Source organism: Brenneria rubrifaciens (assembly GCF_005484945.1).
GTDB classification, from domain to species: Bacteria; Pseudomonadota; Gammaproteobacteria; order Enterobacterales; family Enterobacteriaceae; genus Brenneria; species Brenneria rubrifaciens.
This window is the reverse complement of the sequence record NZ_CP034035.1, coordinates 2,530,324-2,547,711: the sequence shown is the minus strand read 5'-3', so window position 1 is coordinate 2,547,711 and position 17,388 is coordinate 2,530,324. Positions and strand designations below refer to the sequence as shown.

The following is a 17,388-nucleotide window of genomic DNA, read 5'->3' as shown; positions in this document are numbered from 1 at the left end:
CGATTAATATCGAAGTATAGAAGTAACCCAACCCTTGAGGAAATATCATGTCAGCACTATTTCAACCCTTCAAACTGAAAGACGTTGCGCTGCGTAACCGTATCGCGGTTCCTCCGATGTGCATGTATTCCGCTAATGAAGGCCTGATCAACGACTGGCATCAGACGCATTACACCTCTCTGGCGCGAGGCGGCGCCGGACTGGTGATTGTTGAAGCCACTGCCGTCGCGCCTGAAGGCCGTATCACGCCACGCTGTGCCGGTATCTGGAATGATGAACTGGCACAGGCATTTGTGCCCGTGGTCAGCGCCATCAAAGCCGCCGGTTCAGTGCCGGGTATTCAGATTGCTCACGCAGGTCGTAAAGCCAGCGCCAACATTCCGTGGGAAGGCGATGATCATATCGCCGCCGGGGATGCACACGGCTGGCCGACGATCTCTCCTTCCGCAATCCCTTTCGGCGGCAATCTGTCCAAAACGCCACGGGAAATGACGCTGGAAGATATTACGCGGGTGCGTCAGGACTTTGTGGCGGCGGCGCGGCGGGCGCGTGAGGCCGGGTTTGAATGGCTTGAACTGCATTTTGCCCACGGCTATCTGGGTCAGAGCTTCTTCTCGGTACATGCCAACCAGCGCAGCGATCAATATGGCGGCAGCTTCGATAACCGCTGCCGTTTTCTGCTGGAAACGCTGGCTGCGGTACGTGAAGTCTGGCCGGAACATTTACCGCTGACCGCGCGCTTTGGCGTGATTGAGTTCGATGGGCGTGATGAGGAAACCTTGCGGGAGTCCATTGAGCTGACGCGCCGTTTCAAACAGAACGGGCTTGATATGCTCAGCGTCAGCATTGGTTTTTCTACGCCGGACGCCAACATCCCCTGGGCTCCCGCTTTTCTGGGGCCGATTGCCCAGCAGGTTCGCCGGGAGGCGGCGATTCCGGTGTCCTCAGCCTGGGGATTCGGCACCCCTGAACTCGCTGAACAGGCGGTAAAATCCGGTCAGTTGGATCTGGTGATGGTGGGGAAATCACATCTGGCCAATCCGCACTGGAGCTATTATGCCGCCCGCGAACTGGGGATCGAACGCGCCTCATGGACGCTGCCGGCGCCTTACGCGCATTGGCTTGAAAGGTATTAATTCTGATGGTCTGTTATCGGCAATGTATTGATAACGTCGTAAGGTCGCGAGTGAACGACTGTCCATAGGCAATCATCCTCTCGGCAGGTCATTGGCTTGAGCCGCATCCGTGCGGCTCATCCTGAAGTCTCTCCCGACCCCGCCTCTTTTGCGCCCAGGGAAAAATAGCGGGTTTACGTGTGTTATGCGTTTCCTTCAGGCATTCAGCGCCTGACCTAAATCCTCGATCAGATCCTGCACGTTCTCGATGCCGACGGATAAACGTAATAGCTGCGGCGTGATGCCTTTTTGTAACCGTTTTTCCAGCGGAACTGAGGCGTGTGTCATGGCAAACGGCTGACTAATCAGGCTTTCAACCCCGCCCAGACTTTCTGCCAGCGTAAACAGGCGCGTTCGTTTAATGACCTCGCGGGCAAAATATTCATCCCCTTTAAGCCGGACGGAAATCATGCCGCCAAAGCCGCTCATTTGTTTTTGCGCCAGCCTGTATTGTGGATGCGACGGCAGGCCGGGGTAATAAACCTGTTCCACCTGTGGCTGTTGTTCGAGCCATTGCGCAATCTCTCCAGCGCTTTCGCTGTGTCGCGCACTCCGCAATGCCAGTGTCCGAATGCCGCGCAGGGTCAGGAAACTGCTGAACGGATCGAGAATTCCCCCAACGGCATTTTGCAGATAGGCGAGTTGCGCCGCCAGTTCCCGGTCGCGACCGATGACCGCCAGACCCGCAATCACGTCCGAATGTCCATTAAGATATTTGGTCGCGGAATGGATAACGATATCGAACCCCAGATCCAACGGCCGCTGGAGAGCAGGGGAGGCAAAGGTGTTATCCGCGACGCTGATCAACCGGTGCTTTCTGGCGAGGTCTGCGATAGCCGCCAAATCCGCCAGTTTCAGCAGCGGATTGGTTGGCGTTTCCACCCAGATCAGACGGGTTTTCGGGGTAATGGCCTGCTCCACAGCGTGGAGGTCAGCGGGGTTGGCATAGGTAACCTGTAGTCCGGCAGTACGTTTGCGCACGTTTTCCAGCAGACGCCAGGTGCCGCCATAGAGGTCGTCCACCGCCACGATATGACTGCCCTGATCGAGCAGTTCGAGGATGGTGGCGCTGGCCGCCAGCCCGGAGGCGAAGGCAAAACCTTGCAGGCCGCCTTCCAGTTCGGCGATAGCCGCTTCAAGAGCAGCACGAGTAGGGTTGCCGCTACGCGAATACTCATAGCCGGTAGGTTCGCCCGGCGCTGGCTGAGCAAACGTGGAGGTTGCGTAAATGGCGGGCATTACCGCGCCGGTGCTGTCCGGGGTGTAACCGGCGTGAACCGTCTGGGTATCAAATTGCGGCATACAGAACTCCTTATACAAAATCGAAAAAAGGCGGGCGGGAGCGGGAATATCATTAACGTAGCGTTTGCCGCCAATGATTCAGGATATCGGTTCGGGTAATCAGACCGAGAAAACGCTCGCCATCGAGAATAACCGCCACATAACCGCGATCGAAAATAGCGAGTAACGCCTCGTGCGACGCCTCTTTAGGCAGGGTTTCGACCTGCCGGGACATGGCCTCACGGGCGGTGAGCGAGAAATGTTGCCGATTGTTCTTCAGGCTATTAAGCAGGTCCCATTCGTCAATCACGCCGACCACGCGCTGATCCTCCAGCACCGGCAACTGGGAGATGTCGTATAAGCGCATACGGGCATGAACGATACTGAGCGTATCATCGGGCGCGACGGAAACCGTGGCGCCCTCGTCGTGACGGTAGGCAATCAAATCACGCAGATCGCCGTGCGGGGGGCGTTTAATCAGCCCCTGCTCAATCATCCAGTAATCGTTGAACATCTTTGACAGGTATTTATTGCCGCTATCGCAGATCAACGTCGCCACTCGCTTCGGTTCCGTCTGTTCGCGGCAATAGCGCAGCGCGGCCGCCAGCAGCGTGCCGCTGGAGGAACCGGCCAACACGCCCTCTTTACGCAGCAGTTCGCGGGCGGTATGGAAAGATTCGGCGTCTCCGATGGCGTAAGCGTGTTGAATCCGACTGAAATCGGCCAGTTCGGGAACGAAATCCTCCCCGATGCCTTCCACCAGCCAGCTTCCGGCTTCGCCATAGCTGCCGCGCTGCACGTGGTCGGAGAGGATCGAACCGGCCGGATCTGCCAGTATAAACGCGGTCTGCGGTGAGACTTCGGCAAAGTAGCGGCTGAGACCGCCCAGCGTGCCGCCGGAACCGACGCCAACCGTAATCGCGTCGATTTGACGATCCATTTGCCGCCACAGTTCCGGGGCCGTGGTGTGGTAATGCGCCGCCAGATTAGCCGGGTTATTGAACTGGTCGATGTAATAGGCGCCTGGCGTTTCGCTAGCCAGACGGCGGGCATAATCCTGATAATAGTCCGGGTGTCCTTTGGCGACATCGGAACGAGTCAGCCGTACTTCCGCGCCCAGCGCCCGCAGGTGAAATATTTTCTCCCGGCTCATCTTATCCGGCACCACCAACACCAGCCGGTAGCCTTTCAGCGCGGCCACCAGCGCCAGCCCCAGACCAGTATTGCCGGCGGTTGCTTCAATGATGGTTCCGCCGGGTTGCAGCCAGCCCTGACGTTCAGCATGTTCAATCATGGACAAGGCCACCCGATCTTTAATCGAACCGCCGGGATTCTGGTTTTCCAGTTTTACGAACAGGCGGCACGGTCCGGTATCAAAATGGGTAAGTTCCAACAGCGGTGTATGGCCTATGAAGTCGAGAACGGAGGTATGGGATTCCATCTATCTTTCACTTTTCGGCGAGAATCGTAGGGCTATATTAGATCTGCGAAAATGGCATATGAACGAAATAAATCACCAATAGATATGCGATTATTTAATATAATATTCTAATTGCCGTAAAAATGTATGGAAGCGTAGCGGTGTGGACGTATATCCCTCTGACGAAAAAGGCACCACCTATTCGTACAAATAGAGTGGTGCCCGATGAATTGACGCATGGAACAGCTTACTTAAGCTTTCCGCTATCCGTTTTGCTGTGCGGACAGTTCGGCATCCAGCCGGATCAGCGCGATGACGTATATTGGCATGCCAGCCAGCAACGTCGGCAGGTGGACCATTTCGTTAGCGACGTGGGGAAGGCTATTCCCGGCAGGCGGCGAGTCCGGGATTTTCGTCTCGCTAGGCGGAAAGATAGGGCCGAAAGTGATAGCGCGCGGCAGTACTTTGGAATGGGTGACGCCGCCCATGGAATAGGCGGGGTCGCTGCGTCCGGTGACGTCATGCCAAGCCTGTTGCAGCACCTGACGGGCCTTATCATCTTCCGGCAGATAAAATGGCGGGATATCTCGCCAATTGGGAAGCAGTTCAATGCCGGCGGCGAGCTGCGCGAGGTGGTCACCTAGCGTTGTCATAATGGTTTGCCCGTTCAGTGTCACCGGATAGCGGATGTCGCCGGTAATGGTCAGCGTACCGGAGGTATCGGACTGCCAGATGCCTGCGTTCAGCGTCAGCTTGCCGGACGGCACGTCTTCCAGCCCAATCCCGGCTCCCTCGCCGTAAGGGGAGGCGAACAACTGTTGCAGGTTTTTCGCAAGTGTTCGTTCCGGTTCCGGCAGGAGGTTCAGTTCAAGCAGAGCATCCAGCAGGACGACAGCGGCGCTGAGCGTGCCCTCGGGGAACGCGGCATGACCGGCAATCCCCTGAGCCTGCAAGGTCAGGCCGCGTTCGTCACGGGTAAACGTGACGCGTCCTGCACCGAGACCGCTCAGCGTATCGCCATTCAGATCGCCCTCTACGCCGGTGAGGGTGATTTGCGCCGTCGCCGGAATCGTGTTGCCCGCATTACCGGCGCTGAAGGCAGAGAGCTTACCAGCATCCGCAACGTTCATGCGAAACGCGATTTGTCCTTTTTGCGCATAGTTCACCGGAAACGAACCGTCGGTGACGAGAGAGAGGCGAGGCACCGGTCCATTTTTAGCGAACCAGATGAGATCGGCCATATCGGTTTCTTCCGCCATTCCGTAAACGAGACGCAGATTGTGTTGCAACGGTATCGCCAGATCACGGAACAGTTTCAGCAAATACAGGTTCATGATAGCAGAACCTTTATTGTCGAATACGCCGCGGCCAATCAGAAAATCATCTTGGCGGGTCAGCGTAAACGGCGGATAAGACCAGTTCTCGCCTGCCGGCACCACGTCAAGATGATTGATCAAGCCAATATCTTCACAATGGTTGCCATAAATCACAGATCCTGCATAGCCCTCATGCTGCTCTGTGCGGAATCCGGACTGTTCGGCCAGCGACAGGGCCACTTGCAGCATTTTGGCGCAGTCGGGACCGAAAGGCGCTCCCGGCTGTGCGAGATCGGGACGGCTGACGCTGGGGACCTCAACCCACTTCGCCAGTTCGTCGATCATCGATTCGCGATGGGCGGCGAGCCAACATTCGATTTTGGGTAATAGGGCCTTTTCCAGTGTGGTAAGGGATGTGGACATCAGTTCCTCCTTGAAATGAAAAGATAATATTAATCCCCGGACTGAATATATTAGCTTGCTTAAAGCTAGGGATAGGCGTAGCAGCAGCGAGTCTTATATAAATTTCGAGTTTTGACAAATAATTACAACATTTTTTTTTCGTATCGCTTCAATTATATATAATAACTCTTAAATATTATTAATATGTTACTTGTTTTTTTTGGCGCGCAACGCATTTCGTTCAGGAGAATAGAGGGAAAAAACCTGCCGTTATCGGCCCGGCCTCCGGCATAAACGCCGCTCTACAGCGGATACATAACACCTGAGACGGCGGATTTATTTCTTCATATAGACATGAAAGGTTGTCGCTACCTTGACGATTGGGATTGCTTGGTGTAAAACTAAACCGTACGGTTTATTAATAAACTCGCTTCGATTAATACTTGCCAAGTCCCAGGAGATGATATGAAAAGCGTTTATCTGATTAGCTGCATTGTGTCGGCGTTTATGCTAACTGGCTGCGTTTCGTTGTTTTAACCCATTTCTTCGTCAACTTTCCGGTATCCGCGATACCTCAGGAGATGTTATGAAAAAATTATTTTTGCTGTGCTGCGTGGTGTCTGCATTTATGTTAAGTGGTTGTATTTCATTAGGCAGTCATCTCACCTGATTTTGGCGTCTTGCCAAAACATTTCGCCTTCTTCGTGATGGATAATGCAATGTTCACCGGTTGCGATAAGTCCGAAGAAGGCATCTATCACACGATGGGTGTATCCGCGATGCCTCACCCAATAAAGTATTCGGCTACCACTCCCTGTTTTTGATACGCTCTATATGACAAAAAATACGTGTGACAGGAAATATTTTTCTTTTTATTTGCGTCAGATTTGACGCGCAGGAGATGTGATGAAGGTACGAACGAAAGCGCGCCGTGATGCCATCGTGCAGACCGCCGCTCAACTTTTTCAGGAGATGGGTTATGAACGTGCATCCATGAATGAGCTGGCGAAACGGGTGGGTGGTTCTAAAGCGACGCTGTATGGCTATTTTTCCACCAAGGAAGAACTGTTTATTGCCGTTGTTAGGGAACATGCAACGATGCATCTTTCTGAAGCGACGCAAGAACTGATTGCTGAGGATCGTTCAACTGAAACGCTTAAGGATTTACTCACCCGCTTTGGTGAGCGAATTTTATTTGTATTGACCAATGAAAGCAGCGCAATGGCGATTTACCGCATGGTGGTGGCGGAGGCAGGGCATTCAGATATCGGTACGCTGTTTTATGAAGCCGGGCCAAAAGAGAATATTGAGAAACTGTCTGAACTGATGGCGGAGGCGATGGAAAAGAAAACGTTGCGCAAAGACGATCCCTCCCTGAAGGCGGTACAGTTCCTGTCACTTTTAACTGCGGAGATCGACGGCCGCGTCTTTCAGCGTCATCTTGAACCGATTAGCCTGCCACGGATTCGTGAAATGGTGAGTAACGCGGTTGATATGTTTATCGCCGGTGCCGGGCCCCGTCCCTAATCAACGGGATTTTGTACAACACTTTATCGAATAGCTGTTTTTAAACAGCGGCGTTTTGAAGATCTGATCCGCCGCGAGGCCGACATTGTGGGTTCCGAGGGGGCTGGCGTATTAGCACCCGCAGGCAGCAACCGACCGATGCTAATACGCCGTACCCATTTATCGTGTTTACAAGTTACAGCGTTCCTTGCCGTCATTTGCCCACTGGCGTGCTGTTAAGGCAATTAGGGGATCACCCGTTGCTGGGCAATAAACAGGTTGGTGTTGCCACCAGGCGTATTCTCAGTGAGTTGGCTGCGGCATAAACAGCCGCGCGTGTTTTTCACCGTCCATCAGGTTCAGGCTCCAGTCTGCTTCAAATTTAACAAACCGACCCGGCCAGGTATCAAAGCGCCGAAGCTGAACCAAAATTCTGATTACCGGTATTTCCTCTGTTCGCGCCAGCCCGGAGACATACTGAGTGTCCAGCCGTTTAATCAACTCTGTGGATAATGACGTTCGGATTCCATCGTTCAGCGGACTTAACCCGCGTTCATTATCCACAACGATAGCGCCGCTTGTATCACGATTTGCGGTATGTCGAGCTGTGCAGGCACGTCGGCAGGCCGCGGAATAACCTGTAGAAAGCCGGAAAGCGTCATTGCCGCCATCAGAAAACCCAATATCCCGATATCGGTCATGATCCAGGGGCGCAGCCACATAAGCAGTTTCATTTTGCAGATAAAGCCTGGCTCGCATTGGTCGTTTGGCGCGAAAAATGCTACCCACCCGAAGAGGATAATCTGCAAAAAGGGGGGGGGAATCAGCAAAAATACCCGGCATATCGCCAACGGGAACGTCGCCCCGTCCGCATGGGCCATCGCCGCCTGCCACACCGTCGCGGCGTGCTGTACTGAATGAAAGCTAACGCTGGTATCCGGGTAAACGTTAGCCATAAAAAAAACAACAGCGGCCGTTAACGTTTATGGTCAGAGCAAGTACTCGGTGTCAAACCGGCCTGAACGATACAGAACCGCCAGACAACATTCGCAACGCGCGGCTTCCCCCGCGTTGTGCACCCGGTATCGGTATAGCGGTCACAGTGCGAGCAGACCACCAGATGGGGACATGTTTTCATCGTGTCAATCTGAGAAAGTCTTAATAAGAAAAGAACAGCAGGCAACCAGTATGGGTAACTGGTTACCTGCCACGGTTGTTATGCGCTAACAAGGCTAAGCTTTTCTATTTGTGTCGCATATTTGCGTCGCATGATGTGATGCGTATCACCAGCGGCTGACTTATTTCAGCATCTCGACCAGTTCTTCGGCTCCTTTATCGAGTCCCACTTCCGCAGCGCTCAGTGATCCAATGGTAGCGCCAACGTTCATGGCGTTCGGATACTGTTTGGCTACATAGGCATTAAGCAACTGGTTGCTTGCGGCATCATAAATTTCAACAGCATAGTTTACAGAACCGTCAAGCAACCCTTCTTTTCCACGGATTGACTGCACGATGTTGTAGGGGCCGCCAGCCAGATCGAATTTAGTAAAGGTGCCAGCAAACTGGGTTGTGGTTTCAGCCCCGGTAAGCGTCAGCTTCAGCCGGAGCGTGTCTGGCGAGGCGGTACTGACCTCCTTGAAACGCGGGCTTAGATTTTTACTGAACGTCTCTCTCATGTAGGTTGCCAGTGCCTGCCGATCTTCCTGTGGGATGTCGCCAAACTGGTTATCAGCCCCTTGATAGATCGTTACGGGTTCAATGATGATGTTGGTGTATTTCTTCCAGTCCACGGCGGTGGAATAACGGTAAGGAATACGATCTGATTTGTCGTCTGTGTTCGGTTTCAATTGAGTTGAGGAGCTGATGCCTGAATAGTGCGCAGGGGGCGTTCCGGCACAGCCTGCCAACGCCACAACCGCCAGAGTCAGAACCACAGAACGAGAGACCTGAGAGAATGTGAACATGTGAAATATCCTGTATGAAGAAAAAAACACCGATATCAATATAAAACCCTGTGTCATCGAAATTATTTCATCATCTACTGGGGAGAAAATCATATGCCTACGGTAGATGAGTACATAAAAACAACAAAACAGGACTGTACGGTTTAGTTTTGCATTGATATCCATCAGGTGTCAAGGAAATGTATTATTTTGTTTAATTCCCCCCTTCCGGCAGGGTAGTTGACACCCACACTAAAAATTCCAATAGGGGCCGGAGCCTGATATGAAAGGTTATTCACCGGAATGTAAGGGCGCTGTATTGGCTAAATTACCTCCTCCTTAAAACATGACCGTTACCGCACTTGCACTCAGGGAAGGGATTTCGGAAGCTACCCTTTATCATTGGCCAAACCAAGATGAGGGGAAGGCTGGTGCCAGGAGCCATTAAAAACACCGACCAATGGTCGACTGAAGCCCGCTTTGCGGTCATCGTTGAAACCGCCACACGCAGTGAGTATTGCCGTCGCAAAGGGCTTTACCCTGAACAAATAGCCCAGTGGAAACAGGATTTTCTCCAGACACCACAAACCGATACAAGGCAATCGCAAAAACAGGTTCAAAAGACATCAAAGGGCTGAAACGGGAACTGGTCCGCAAGGAAAAAGCCCTGGCGGAGGCGCAGCCTTGCTGATCCTGAGAAAAAAGCTGAATCGGTTTTACGGCGAGGAGGACGGGGGCGACTGACCCCCGCTCACGAACGCGTGCAACTGATGCGGTGGATACGTGAAGCCATGAGCGCCGGTACACGTCTGCTTCCCGCCTGTCGCAAGGTGGGGTTAAGCCTGTGCACCTGGCGGCGCTGGAATGACCAGGTTGAAGACCGTCGCCCCCCGGCAGTACGCCCGGTACCGGCCAATAAACTGAGCGCCGAAGAAGAGCATCAGATAGTCACGGTCTATCACGAGCCGGAATATGCCAGCCTGCCGCCGGCGCAGATCGTGCCACGGCTGGGGGACAAGGGCCTCTATCTGGCCAATGAATCGACGTTTTACCGGGTACTGCGGCGACAGGATCAAGTGCATCACCGGGGCCGTAGCCGCGCACCGCTAAAGGGGAATAAACCCACCCGCTATCAGGCTGTTAAACGATGCCAGGTGTAGACGTGGGACATCACCTGGCTGGCCTCCAGGGTTCGTGGCCGCTAGTTTTATCTGTATCTGACAGAAGATATTTTCAGCCGAGAATCGTCGGTTACGAGGTTTATGAAGAGGAAAACGACGAGCAGGGCGCCGCGCTGCTGCACCGCACCGTATTGGGCGAACGGTGTTAACGACACCCGTTAGTGCTTTATGCTGACAATGGCAACGGGTCGATGTAGTGATGTTGAATCCAGACAAGCCAGTATTCAAACAAGCCAAATACCGAGCTTGAATCTGTAGCGTAAAAACGAATCAGGGTGTCAACTTCGTTGACAGCTACCGTGCTCACACACAACGGTGCTCAGCCTCAGCCTCAGCCTCAGCCTCAGCCTCAGCCTCAGCCTCAGCCATGACGTTTTTACGTTTCAGAAAATAGCTGGCTACCACTGCTCCATACTCGAAGGACAAATTCAACCCACAATCGGGCAGCATTATTAATCTGTCTTTTCTAAAGAATATTCTCTGGCGTTTTTCCTTCATTAAAAATAGCATTTTTATACTGTTTTTGTATTTCACAAGGCAGGAGAGGGATTATTCTTTCCTCCAGAAATGGAGCCAGCGCACAACATACAGGATCTTTTGAAAATAACCCATTGCTATAAGAAACACTATTTCCTCTGCATCCGCCATGTGCAATGAATTTATATCTGCAATCTTTGCAGGGAAGATCATGTATCGTTATTTTCGAGAAGATTTTAAATTCTTCGTTCTCATTATATGAAACACGGGTTATCTCTTTTTCTTCATTATTGAAAATGACATCACCTTTATATCTGAGTGACGGGCAAAATCTGACCTTGCTTCCACCTTCAACAATTATGCTTCCGAATTGATATGAACAGGGATGATAGGCATCGCTGGAGATAATTTTAAAACCATTATTCAGTATTGAAGATCGAAAAAGCTGAACGATCTCAAGACGCATTTTTGTATGACGAGGGTAAGTAGCAAGATAATCCCTTATAATTTGGTAATATGATTCTTTGGCAATATCAAGCCATTCTTCTTTATCCTGCACTGCGTGGCTTGTAGTGCTTCTCCCGCTCATGAACACTTGGTCAACCTGCCATCTGTCAACTTTAAGTTCCAGTAGTTTTCTATATAACGAATATAATTCTTTTGCTGTCACTGCATTGCAGATTGTTGTGTTTACAGTCACGTATAACCCATATTGAGTGGCAAGTTTTATTTTTTCTAAAATTTTTTCATGGCTGACGGATTTACCATTTTTATATTTTCTGATTAGGGCATTACCCTCAAGTCCATCAAGACTAATTCCTAGTCCAATTGTCAGAGGACTCGTTTTGCCTGTTATGGTCCGGAACAGGGATTTTAGGGTTTCTTTAACTTTCAAATGGGCAAGCCAATCGAGAATGTTTTTTCTCAGGTAAATACCATTGGTTATAAAATATATGTTGCGATATCCATTTGAGATGGCATATTCAATAAGTTCTTTACTGTCCGGGTGCATTAAAAATTCGCCCCCAGTAAAAGTAATGCGCGTGGCTCCTTTTTGAGCAGTCGCAAAAATTGTTTTTTTGAGTTGACTTAATTTGTGATGTTCAAAGTTATCTGAGGCTGAAATATAACAATGTTCGCAAAGCAGATTGCAGCGCTTCGTTGTTTCCAGATGTAACCGATGCGGTGAATTATATTTTTCTGTTAATTGCATATGAACCACCTGAGCATCATGTCGATAAAATCAAGGACATAAGACCAGGACCTGAGCCCTGGTCTGTACACAACGTAAGTTAAGCTTTCACTTAACCCCCGATAGGACCAGTATCAGCACTATCTACCAGGTGTCCGTTGAGCCCGTTATGTACACCGAAGTGCCGGACAGGTGATACACACATCTTAAGGATTTTTGAAAGTACGTTCATTCTTACTACCTCACGTTTCACTGTTTGGTTAAGTTAAACTAGATGATAGTTCCAGAACTATTTCAATGCGCGAACTAATGCGCGACACCTATAATCCATATAAGCTGTGTGGGTTTGTTGATTTTGATCACAAAACGTACAATTTGTTTTATGTTGTGATACCTGACATTGATTTCCGGCGGAGTTCGAGGTGGCAAATGAACAGCAGACTTGGCAGAGATTTTTGGATCTACAGATGTGGGCAAATAGCCACCGCGCTGGGATATAGTGCATCATCCATCGCCGTTATCTGGTGGATTTTGGGTGAGTATCAAAAAATGATATATGTGTCCTATGTTATTGTTCCTCCGTTGATCATTTCAGCATTATCGCAACCATTAGTTGCCCCTCTGGGTGACCGATTCAATAAGAAAAGATTACTGCAATATGGATTGGCTATACAGTTTGTCAGTTATCTCATCGTTGCAGTTATCTTTATGGTTGGGGAAATGAATATCGCTGTGTTGATTGCATTTGAAATGTTGTCGACGACCGGGAAAATAATTTTTAACTCTGGTTCTATAGGGATACTTCCTCATCTGGTTTCAGAAAGTAAAATTCCAGATGGTATAAATATTACACAAAGAATAAATTCCGTTATGTCTATATTGGGTGGGGCGCTCGGCGGTTCGATGGTCACATTTTTAGGCGTGGCAAATTCTTTTTTGTTTCTTTCTGTATGTTTGCTTCTGGCATTCCTTCTTTGTATGATGATAAATTATTCAACACAAAGTGAAAATTCCGGCGTCAATGTTTCAACCTGGATGAATGATGTTAAAGATGGCTTCAAATATACAATCCAAAATCCTGTTGTCTCTGGGTTTTTTATATATAGTCTTATTATAGGTATTGCCTTTGCTCCAATGACACTGGCATTTCCTTATATCATAAAGGAAATAAATGGACTTCCCCCGCTTTTTGTCGGTTTTTTGACGACAAGTATGGGAGGTGGAGTTATATTGGGGTCCTTATGTCTTCCTTATTTAAAGAAAATATTTGACAATAAATATATTGTATATTTTTCATCCACTCTTTTTTTTCTGTCATTATTAATGGTGGGTGTATATCGTCATGTTATGGTATTGTTTATAGGGCAATTTATCATTGGTCTGTCCAGAAACTGGATAAATGTAACTGTTGATTCGTTATTAATGGTTAACTTACCTAAAGAGCTGCGGACAAGAGTTTTATCGAATCTTATGTTTTTTGCTATGATTAATATGCCACTAGCAATGATTATATTTGGTGGATTAATGGATGCATTGGGTGTGTATAATATATTCTTGGTTCTCTCTATGTTATCTTTCGCCGGTATGCTGGCGATTGTTTCTAACAAGGGAGTAAGAGGGTTTCTTTCCGCGAAACCAGAGGAAGCAATGGCGATGTTATCCAGAGATTGAAAGCTTACCTTAGCAATTTTTTTATTATTAAGGAATATATGTGCAAACGCCTCGGTGATAACGCTTCCGTATTGCCGGATAAAATAAAAAGCCCTATCAGTGCAAACTGATAGGGCTTCAGACTATGATCTAATTAAGGTCAGTGCAAAAAACGGACTGACCGCCATGCTCAGAGAACCTTCCCCGCATCAATCGCTCATAAAACAGAACCCTACGTTAAAACATGGGGTTCGTCAGCAATCTGACGAATATCTGTATTCGTTTTTTTATGACGAAATTTAACTAACATCAGAATTTTTTACCCATACATTCATCTCCGCGTGTGTAATGTTACTTCCACATATGATAAGTCCAATGACCGTGTCTTTGAGACGCTGGGGGATAACAGAGAGCGCTGCTGGCATGAGTGTCCCGGTTGCGGGTTCAACCCATTGTCTGGCTTTCTCGTCGAATGAAATCATGCCTTGTAAGGCGTCGCTATCCGACACGATGATGGCCTTCTTAAGGTAGCGTTGGGCGTATTACAGCATCAGGCAATCAATCACAGGAGCGCCAAGGGTTGAAATCGCGGAGGTGATGTCCACGTTCACTGGCTTTCCTGCTTTTGATGCCTGATACATTGAACTGGCACCCATGGTTTTCACCCCCAATATCCGAATGTGTGGGTTACGGGATTTCAGTACCGTCGCGATGCCAGCCAGCATTGCACCGCCGCCCACCGCAACAAATACATCGATTAATGAAGGACAATCCTCAATAAGTTCGCGTCCAAGGGTTCCATATCCTTCCGCGACAAGTGTATCGCTACAGTCATCATGACATGGCATCCCTGTTCTGCAAGTTTCCTGGCCCGTTCAAACGCGGAACTGACATCTTCTTCGATAAGCACTGTGCTACCCAAATAGCATATTTTTTCAACTGATGAGGCCGGGGCAGTTTTTGGTATAATGACGGTCACGTTTACATCAAGCGCTTTTGCGGCATCTGCTACTGCGATACCGAAGTTACCGCCACTGACGGCAGTGAACCGGTAATCTTTCAGATCGCCGGTGAAAACGGAAAGCAGGTTAAGCACTCCCGGGCTTTAAGAGCCGCCAGTCTGTAAATTCTCCAGTTTCAGAAAAACCTTTCTTCCCAGCATATCCGGCAATCCCGGAGACAAAACCATGGGGGTACGAATGACCGAATTTTTAATCCTTTCGGCAGCGGTGATAATTGAAGACAGAGTAATGTAAGTAGCCATCAGTATGTCTCTTATGAAAGTGGTCTGGTAAAAAGGACATGAGAAATAAGGGGGACAAGATCCCCCTGCACGTTATAGGTGATAGTAAACTTTTTCTTTTTATGCCCCAGATAATTAACTGATTCGGATGACGATTTTCCCGAATGCACCTCTCTCCAGATGCGTGAAGGCTGCTCTCGCGTCGGAAAAATCATATACTTTATCAATCACGGGTTTGATCTGATGGCGGTCAACAGCCTGACATAAATCTTCAAGAGCCCGTCGGTGACCCACGGTAATCCCTTGGATAACCGCTCTTTTAAGCATCTGGGAGACGGCAGGAAGCACCATCTCACTGCCTCTAAGGAAACCAATCTGAGCAATCTGACCTTCCGGGGCAAGGGCATACGCAGACTGGCGCAGATTATCCCCGCCAATAAGCTCCAGGATATGATCAAATCCATGCCCCCCGGACAGCTCAGCAGCCTGTAACGACCATTCCGGTGTAAGTGTCAGCGCCAGTGATATAAGACGGTAATTCACCATTTGGCTTGTCCGCTCCACCCAACATGTTGTTTCCTTGAGGTTCTCACACCAGAAAGGACATCAGCATGCTGAGCAGAGAGGACTTTTACATGATAAAGCAAATGCGCCAGCAGGGTGCGTATATTGTCGATATTGCCACTCAGGTGGGTTGTTCTGAGCGAACCGTCAGACGGTACCTGAAATACCCGGAACCTCCGGCCAGAAAAACACGCCACAAAATGGCTAAACTCAGGCCGTTCATGGACTATATCGACATGCGTCTGGCAGAGAACGTCTGGAACGGCGAGGTCATCCTCGCGGAAATCAAAACGATGGGTTATACCGGCGGCCGCTCCATGTTGCGTTACTACATCCAGCCCAAACGTAAGATGCGGCCATCGAAGAAAACAGTTCGCTTCGAAACCCAGCCCGGCTACCAGCTCCAGCATGACTGGGGGGAAATTGAGGCTGAGGTTGCCGGACAACGATGCAAAGTTAGCTTCGCGGTTAACACGCTGGGGTTCTCCCGCCGCTTCCATGTCTTCGCCGCACCAAAGCAGGATGCTGAGCATACCTATGAGTCTCTGGTTCGCGCCTTCCGCTACTTCGGCGGCAGCGTGAAAACCGTGCTGGTCGATAATCAGAAAGCCGCGGTGCTGAAAAATAACAACGGGAAAGTGGTGTTCAACTCCGGGTTCCTGCTGCTGGCCGACCACTATGGCTTCCTGCCACGGGCCTGCCGCCCGCGAAGGGCCAGAACCAAAGGTAAGGTGGAACGGATGGTGAAATACCTCAAGGAGAACTTCTTCGTCCGGTACCGCCGGTTCGACAGCTTCGCCCATGTTAATCAGTTACTGGAGCAGTGGATGGCTGACGTTGCTGACCGACGGGAACTTCGCCAGTTCAGGCAGACACCGGAACAGCGCTTCACGCAGGAACAGGAGCATCTTCAGCCGTTACCGGATACTGACTTCGATACCAGCTACTTCGATATCCGCCATGTCTCCTGGGATGGCTATATCGAGGTTGGCGGAAACCGTTACAGCGTACCGGAAAGCCTTTGTGGTCAGCCGGTCTCAATACGGATCTCGCTGGATGATGAGCTGCGGATCTACAGTAATGAGCAGCAGATGGCATCGCACCGGCTCTGTTCGGCTTCATCCGGCTGGCAGACCGTGCCGGAGCATCACGCCCCGCTCTGGCAGCAGGTCAGTCAGGTGGAACATCGCCCGCTAAGTGCGTATGAGGAGCTGTTGTGATGCACGAACTGGAGGCACTGCTGGGTCGTCTGAAAATGGAACATCTGGGCTACCACGTCGAAAGCCTGCTGGAGCTGGCGGCCAAAAAAGAGCTGAACTACCGCGAGTTCCTGTGTATGGCGCTGCAACAGGAATGGAACGGGAGACATCAGCGAGGTATGGAGTCTCGGCTAAAACAGGCACGGTTCCCGTGGGTCAAAACGCTGGAGCAGTTCGACTTCGGCTTCCAGCCAGGTATAGATCGTAAGATCGTCCGGGAACTGGCCGGGCTGGCGTTCGTGGAGCGCAGCGAGAACGTGATCCTGCTGGGGCCGCCAGGTGTGGGTAAAACCCACCTGGCAGTAGCACTCGGGGTAAAAGCGGCTGATGCTGGTCACCGGGTGCTGTTCATGCCACTGGATAAGCTGATCGCCACACTTATGAAGGCAAAGCAGGAAAACCGGCTGGAAAAACAGCTACAGCAGCTTGGTTACGCCCGGGTGCTGATACTGGATGAGATAGGCTATCTGCCAATGACCCGCGAGGAGGCCAGTCTGTTCTTCCGGTTGCTGAACCGTCGGTATGAGAAAGCAAGTATCGTACTGACGTCAAATAAAGGGTTCGCCGACTGGGGAGAGATGTTCGGCGATAACGTGCTGGCAACGGCAATCCTGGATCGGCTGCTACACCACTCAACCACACTGAACATCAAAGGAGAAAGCTACCGGTTAAAGGAAAAACGCAAAGCCGGAGTGCTGGCAAAAAACGCCACGCCAATCAGTGATGATGAAATGGCGGAAAGTGGGCAACATTAATGACCAATAGCGGACATTAAAAAT

At 50.3% G+C, this 17,388-nt stretch carries 18 protein-coding genes; 7 read left to right on the top strand and 11 right to left on the bottom strand.

Features of this window, described 5'->3' with window-relative positions:
• Positions 1-47: 47 nt before the first annotated feature.
• Positions 48-1,136: an NADH:flavin oxidoreductase/NADH oxidase gene (locus tag EH207_RS11585; RefSeq protein ID WP_137714123.1), complete on the top strand. Its 1,089-nt coding sequence runs from the start codon at positions 48-50 to the stop codon at positions 1,134-1,136.
• A gap of 195 nt (positions 1,137-1,331) precedes the next feature.
• Here EH207_RS11585 and EH207_RS11580 read toward each other — a convergent pair whose 3' ends face one another.
• From EH207_RS11580 to EH207_RS11570, 3 genes are all read right to left on the bottom strand, one after another.
• A complete protein-coding gene (locus EH207_RS11580) occupies positions 1,332-2,477 on the bottom strand; it encodes a trans-sulfuration enzyme family protein (RefSeq protein WP_137714122.1) in 1,146 nt (381 codons plus the stop codon).
• A 52-nt stretch (positions 2,478-2,529) separates the two neighbouring features.
• The gene (locus tag EH207_RS11575) at positions 2,530-3,897 is read right to left on the bottom strand and encodes a pyridoxal-phosphate dependent enzyme (RefSeq protein WP_137714121.1); all 1,368 of its coding nucleotides are present in this window, start codon (positions 3,895-3,897) and stop codon (positions 2,530-2,532) included.
• Positions 3,898-4,139: 242 nt separating this feature from the next.
• Positions 4,140-5,615 carry a Sapep family Mn(2+)-dependent dipeptidase gene (locus EH207_RS11570; RefSeq protein WP_137714120.1) on the bottom strand — a complete coding sequence of 492 codons (1,476 nt, stop codon included), beginning with the start codon at positions 5,613-5,615 and terminating at the stop codon, positions 4,140-4,142.
• 885 nt (positions 5,616-6,500) lie between these two features.
• Here EH207_RS11570 and EH207_RS11565 point away from each other — a divergent pair.
• Entirely contained in the window at positions 6,501-7,121 is a 621-nt protein-coding gene (locus EH207_RS11565) for a TetR/AcrR family transcriptional regulator (RefSeq protein ID WP_137714119.1), read from the top strand.
• Between the two features lie 282 nt (positions 7,122-7,403).
• On the opposite strand, the gene EH207_RS18150 is transcribed toward EH207_RS11565, so the two are convergent.
• The 3 genes from EH207_RS18150 to EH207_RS11550 all read right to left on the bottom strand — a co-directional run bounded on the left by EH207_RS18150 (position 7,404) and on the right by EH207_RS11550 (position 9,064).
• A complete protein-coding gene (locus EH207_RS18150) occupies positions 7,404-7,664 on the bottom strand; it encodes an ABC-type transport auxiliary lipoprotein family protein (RefSeq protein ID WP_175413670.1) in 261 nt (86 codons plus the stop codon).
• Entirely contained in the window at positions 7,643-8,056 is a 414-nt protein-coding gene (locus tag EH207_RS11555) for a paraquat-inducible protein A (protein ID WP_137714117.1), read from the bottom strand. The genes EH207_RS18150 and EH207_RS11555 overlap by 22 nt, the downstream gene beginning before the upstream one ends.
• A gap of 342 nt (positions 8,057-8,398) precedes the next feature.
• Positions 8,399-9,064: a DUF3313 domain-containing protein gene (locus EH207_RS11550; protein ID WP_137714116.1), complete on the bottom strand. Its 666-nt coding sequence runs from the start codon at positions 9,062-9,064 to the stop codon at positions 8,399-8,401.
• 410 nt (positions 9,065-9,474) lie between these two features.
• Between EH207_RS11550 and EH207_RS11545 the strand changes: the two genes are divergently transcribed.
• Together EH207_RS11545 and EH207_RS11540 are read left to right on the top strand one after the other, a co-directional pair.
• Positions 9,475-9,681 (top strand): transposase, encoded by a 207-nt coding sequence (locus EH207_RS11545; protein ID WP_137714115.1) that lies wholly within the window; start codon positions 9,475-9,477, stop codon positions 9,679-9,681.
• A gap of 132 nt (positions 9,682-9,813) precedes the next feature.
• Positions 9,814-10,203 carry a hypothetical protein gene (locus EH207_RS11540; protein ID WP_217496086.1) on the top strand — a complete coding sequence of 130 codons (390 nt, stop codon included), beginning with the start codon at positions 9,814-9,816 and terminating at the stop codon, positions 10,201-10,203.
• 487 nt (positions 10,204-10,690) lie between these two features.
• Here the strand turns inward: EH207_RS11540 and EH207_RS11535 are convergent, their stop codons facing one another.
• Complete coding sequence (locus EH207_RS11535; protein WP_137714113.1) at positions 10,691-11,914, bottom strand: radical SAM protein; 1,224 nt, start codon at positions 11,912-11,914, stop codon at positions 10,691-10,693.
• Positions 11,915-12,322: 408 nt separating this feature from the next.
• Between EH207_RS11535 and EH207_RS11530 the strand changes: the two genes are divergently transcribed.
• Positions 12,323-13,564 (top strand): MFS transporter, encoded by a 1,242-nt coding sequence (locus EH207_RS11530; protein ID WP_137714112.1) that lies wholly within the window; start codon positions 12,323-12,325, stop codon positions 13,562-13,564.
• A 521-nt stretch (positions 13,565-14,085) separates the two neighbouring features.
• Here the strand turns inward: EH207_RS11530 and EH207_RS18520 are convergent.
• From EH207_RS18520 to EH207_RS11520, 4 genes are all read right to left on the bottom strand, one after another.
• Positions 14,086-14,391, bottom strand: a complete 306-nt coding sequence (locus EH207_RS18520) for a pyridoxal-phosphate dependent enzyme (protein ID WP_281279123.1) — start codon at positions 14,389-14,391, stop codon at positions 14,086-14,088.
• The gene (locus EH207_RS18515) at positions 14,301-14,639 is read right to left on the bottom strand and encodes a pyridoxal-phosphate dependent enzyme (protein WP_281279122.1); all 339 of its coding nucleotides are present in this window, start codon (positions 14,637-14,639) and stop codon (positions 14,301-14,303) included. The genes EH207_RS18520 and EH207_RS18515 overlap by 91 nt, the downstream gene beginning before the upstream one ends.
• A gap of 9 nt (positions 14,640-14,648) precedes the next feature.
• Positions 14,649-14,807, bottom strand: coding sequence for a hypothetical protein (locus EH207_RS18395; protein WP_246048883.1), 159 nt, complete (start codon positions 14,805-14,807; stop codon positions 14,649-14,651).
• 114 nt (positions 14,808-14,921) lie between these two features.
• The gene (locus tag EH207_RS11520; protein ID WP_246048882.1) at positions 14,922-15,332 is read right to left on the bottom strand and encodes a zinc-binding dehydrogenase; all 411 of its coding nucleotides are present in this window, start codon (positions 15,330-15,332) and stop codon (positions 14,922-14,924) included.
• Between the two features lie 65 nt (positions 15,333-15,397).
• On the opposite strand from EH207_RS11520, the gene istA reads away from it, so the two are divergent.
• Complete coding sequence (gene istA / locus EH207_RS11515) at positions 15,398-16,570, top strand: IS21 family transposase (RefSeq protein ID WP_009113448.1); 1,173 nt, start codon at positions 15,398-15,400, stop codon at positions 16,568-16,570.
• Positions 16,570-17,364 (top strand): IS21-like element helper ATPase IstB, encoded by a 795-nt coding sequence (gene istB / locus EH207_RS11510; RefSeq protein ID WP_137712891.1) that lies wholly within the window; start codon positions 16,570-16,572, stop codon positions 17,362-17,364. Before istA ends, istB begins: the two co-directional genes overlap by 1 nt.
• The last annotated feature ends 24 nt before the right edge of the window (positions 17,365-17,388 follow it).

What these genes read in the sequence shown, in the direction of transcription:
- EH207_RS11585 (WP_137714123.1), top strand. Translation starts at nt 48, where the DNA reads ATGTCAGCACTATTTCAACCCTTCAAACTGAAAGACGTTGCGCTGCGT.
- EH207_RS11580 (WP_137714122.1), bottom strand. Translation starts at nt 2,477, where the DNA reads ATGCCGCAATTTGATACCCAGACGGTTCACGCCGGTTACACCCCGGAC.
- EH207_RS11575 (WP_137714121.1), bottom strand. Translation starts at nt 3,897, where the DNA reads ATGGAATCCCATACCTCCGTTCTCGACTTCATAGGCCATACACCGCTG.
- EH207_RS11570 (WP_137714120.1), bottom strand. Translation starts at nt 5,615, where the DNA reads ATGTCCACATCCCTTACCACACTGGAAAAGGCCCTATTACCCAAAATC.
- EH207_RS11565 (WP_137714119.1), top strand. Translation starts at nt 6,501, where the DNA reads ATGAAGGTACGAACGAAAGCGCGCCGTGATGCCATCGTGCAGACCGCC.
- EH207_RS11555 (WP_137714117.1), bottom strand. Translation starts at nt 8,056, where the DNA reads ATGGCTAACGTTTACCCGGATACCAGCGTTAGCTTTCATTCAGTACAG.
- EH207_RS11550 (WP_137714116.1), bottom strand. Translation starts at nt 9,064, where the DNA reads ATGTTCACATTCTCTCAGGTCTCTCGTTCTGTGGTTCTGACTCTGGCG.
- EH207_RS11540 (WP_217496086.1), top strand. Translation starts at nt 9,814, where the DNA reads ATGCGGTGGATACGTGAAGCCATGAGCGCCGGTACACGTCTGCTTCCC.
- EH207_RS11535 (WP_137714113.1), bottom strand. Translation starts at nt 11,914, where the DNA reads ATGCAATTAACAGAAAAATATAATTCACCGCATCGGTTACATCTGGAA.
- EH207_RS11530 (WP_137714112.1), top strand. Translation starts at nt 12,323, where the DNA reads ATGAACAGCAGACTTGGCAGAGATTTTTGGATCTACAGATGTGGGCAA.
- EH207_RS18520 (WP_281279123.1), bottom strand. Translation starts at nt 14,391, where the DNA reads ATGCCATGTCATGATGACTGTAGCGATACACTTGTCGCGGAAGGATAT.
- EH207_RS18395 (WP_246048883.1), bottom strand. Translation starts at nt 14,807, where the DNA reads ATGGCTACTTACATTACTCTGTCTTCAATTATCACCGCTGCCGAAAGG.
- EH207_RS11520 (WP_246048882.1), bottom strand. Translation starts at nt 15,332, where the DNA reads ATGGTGAATTACCGTCTTATATCACTGGCGCTGACACTTACACCGGAA.
- istA (WP_009113448.1), top strand. Translation starts at nt 15,398, where the DNA reads ATGCTGAGCAGAGAGGACTTTTACATGATAAAGCAAATGCGCCAGCAG.
- istB (WP_137712891.1), top strand. Translation starts at nt 16,570, where the DNA reads ATGCACGAACTGGAGGCACTGCTGGGTCGTCTGAAAATGGAACATCTG.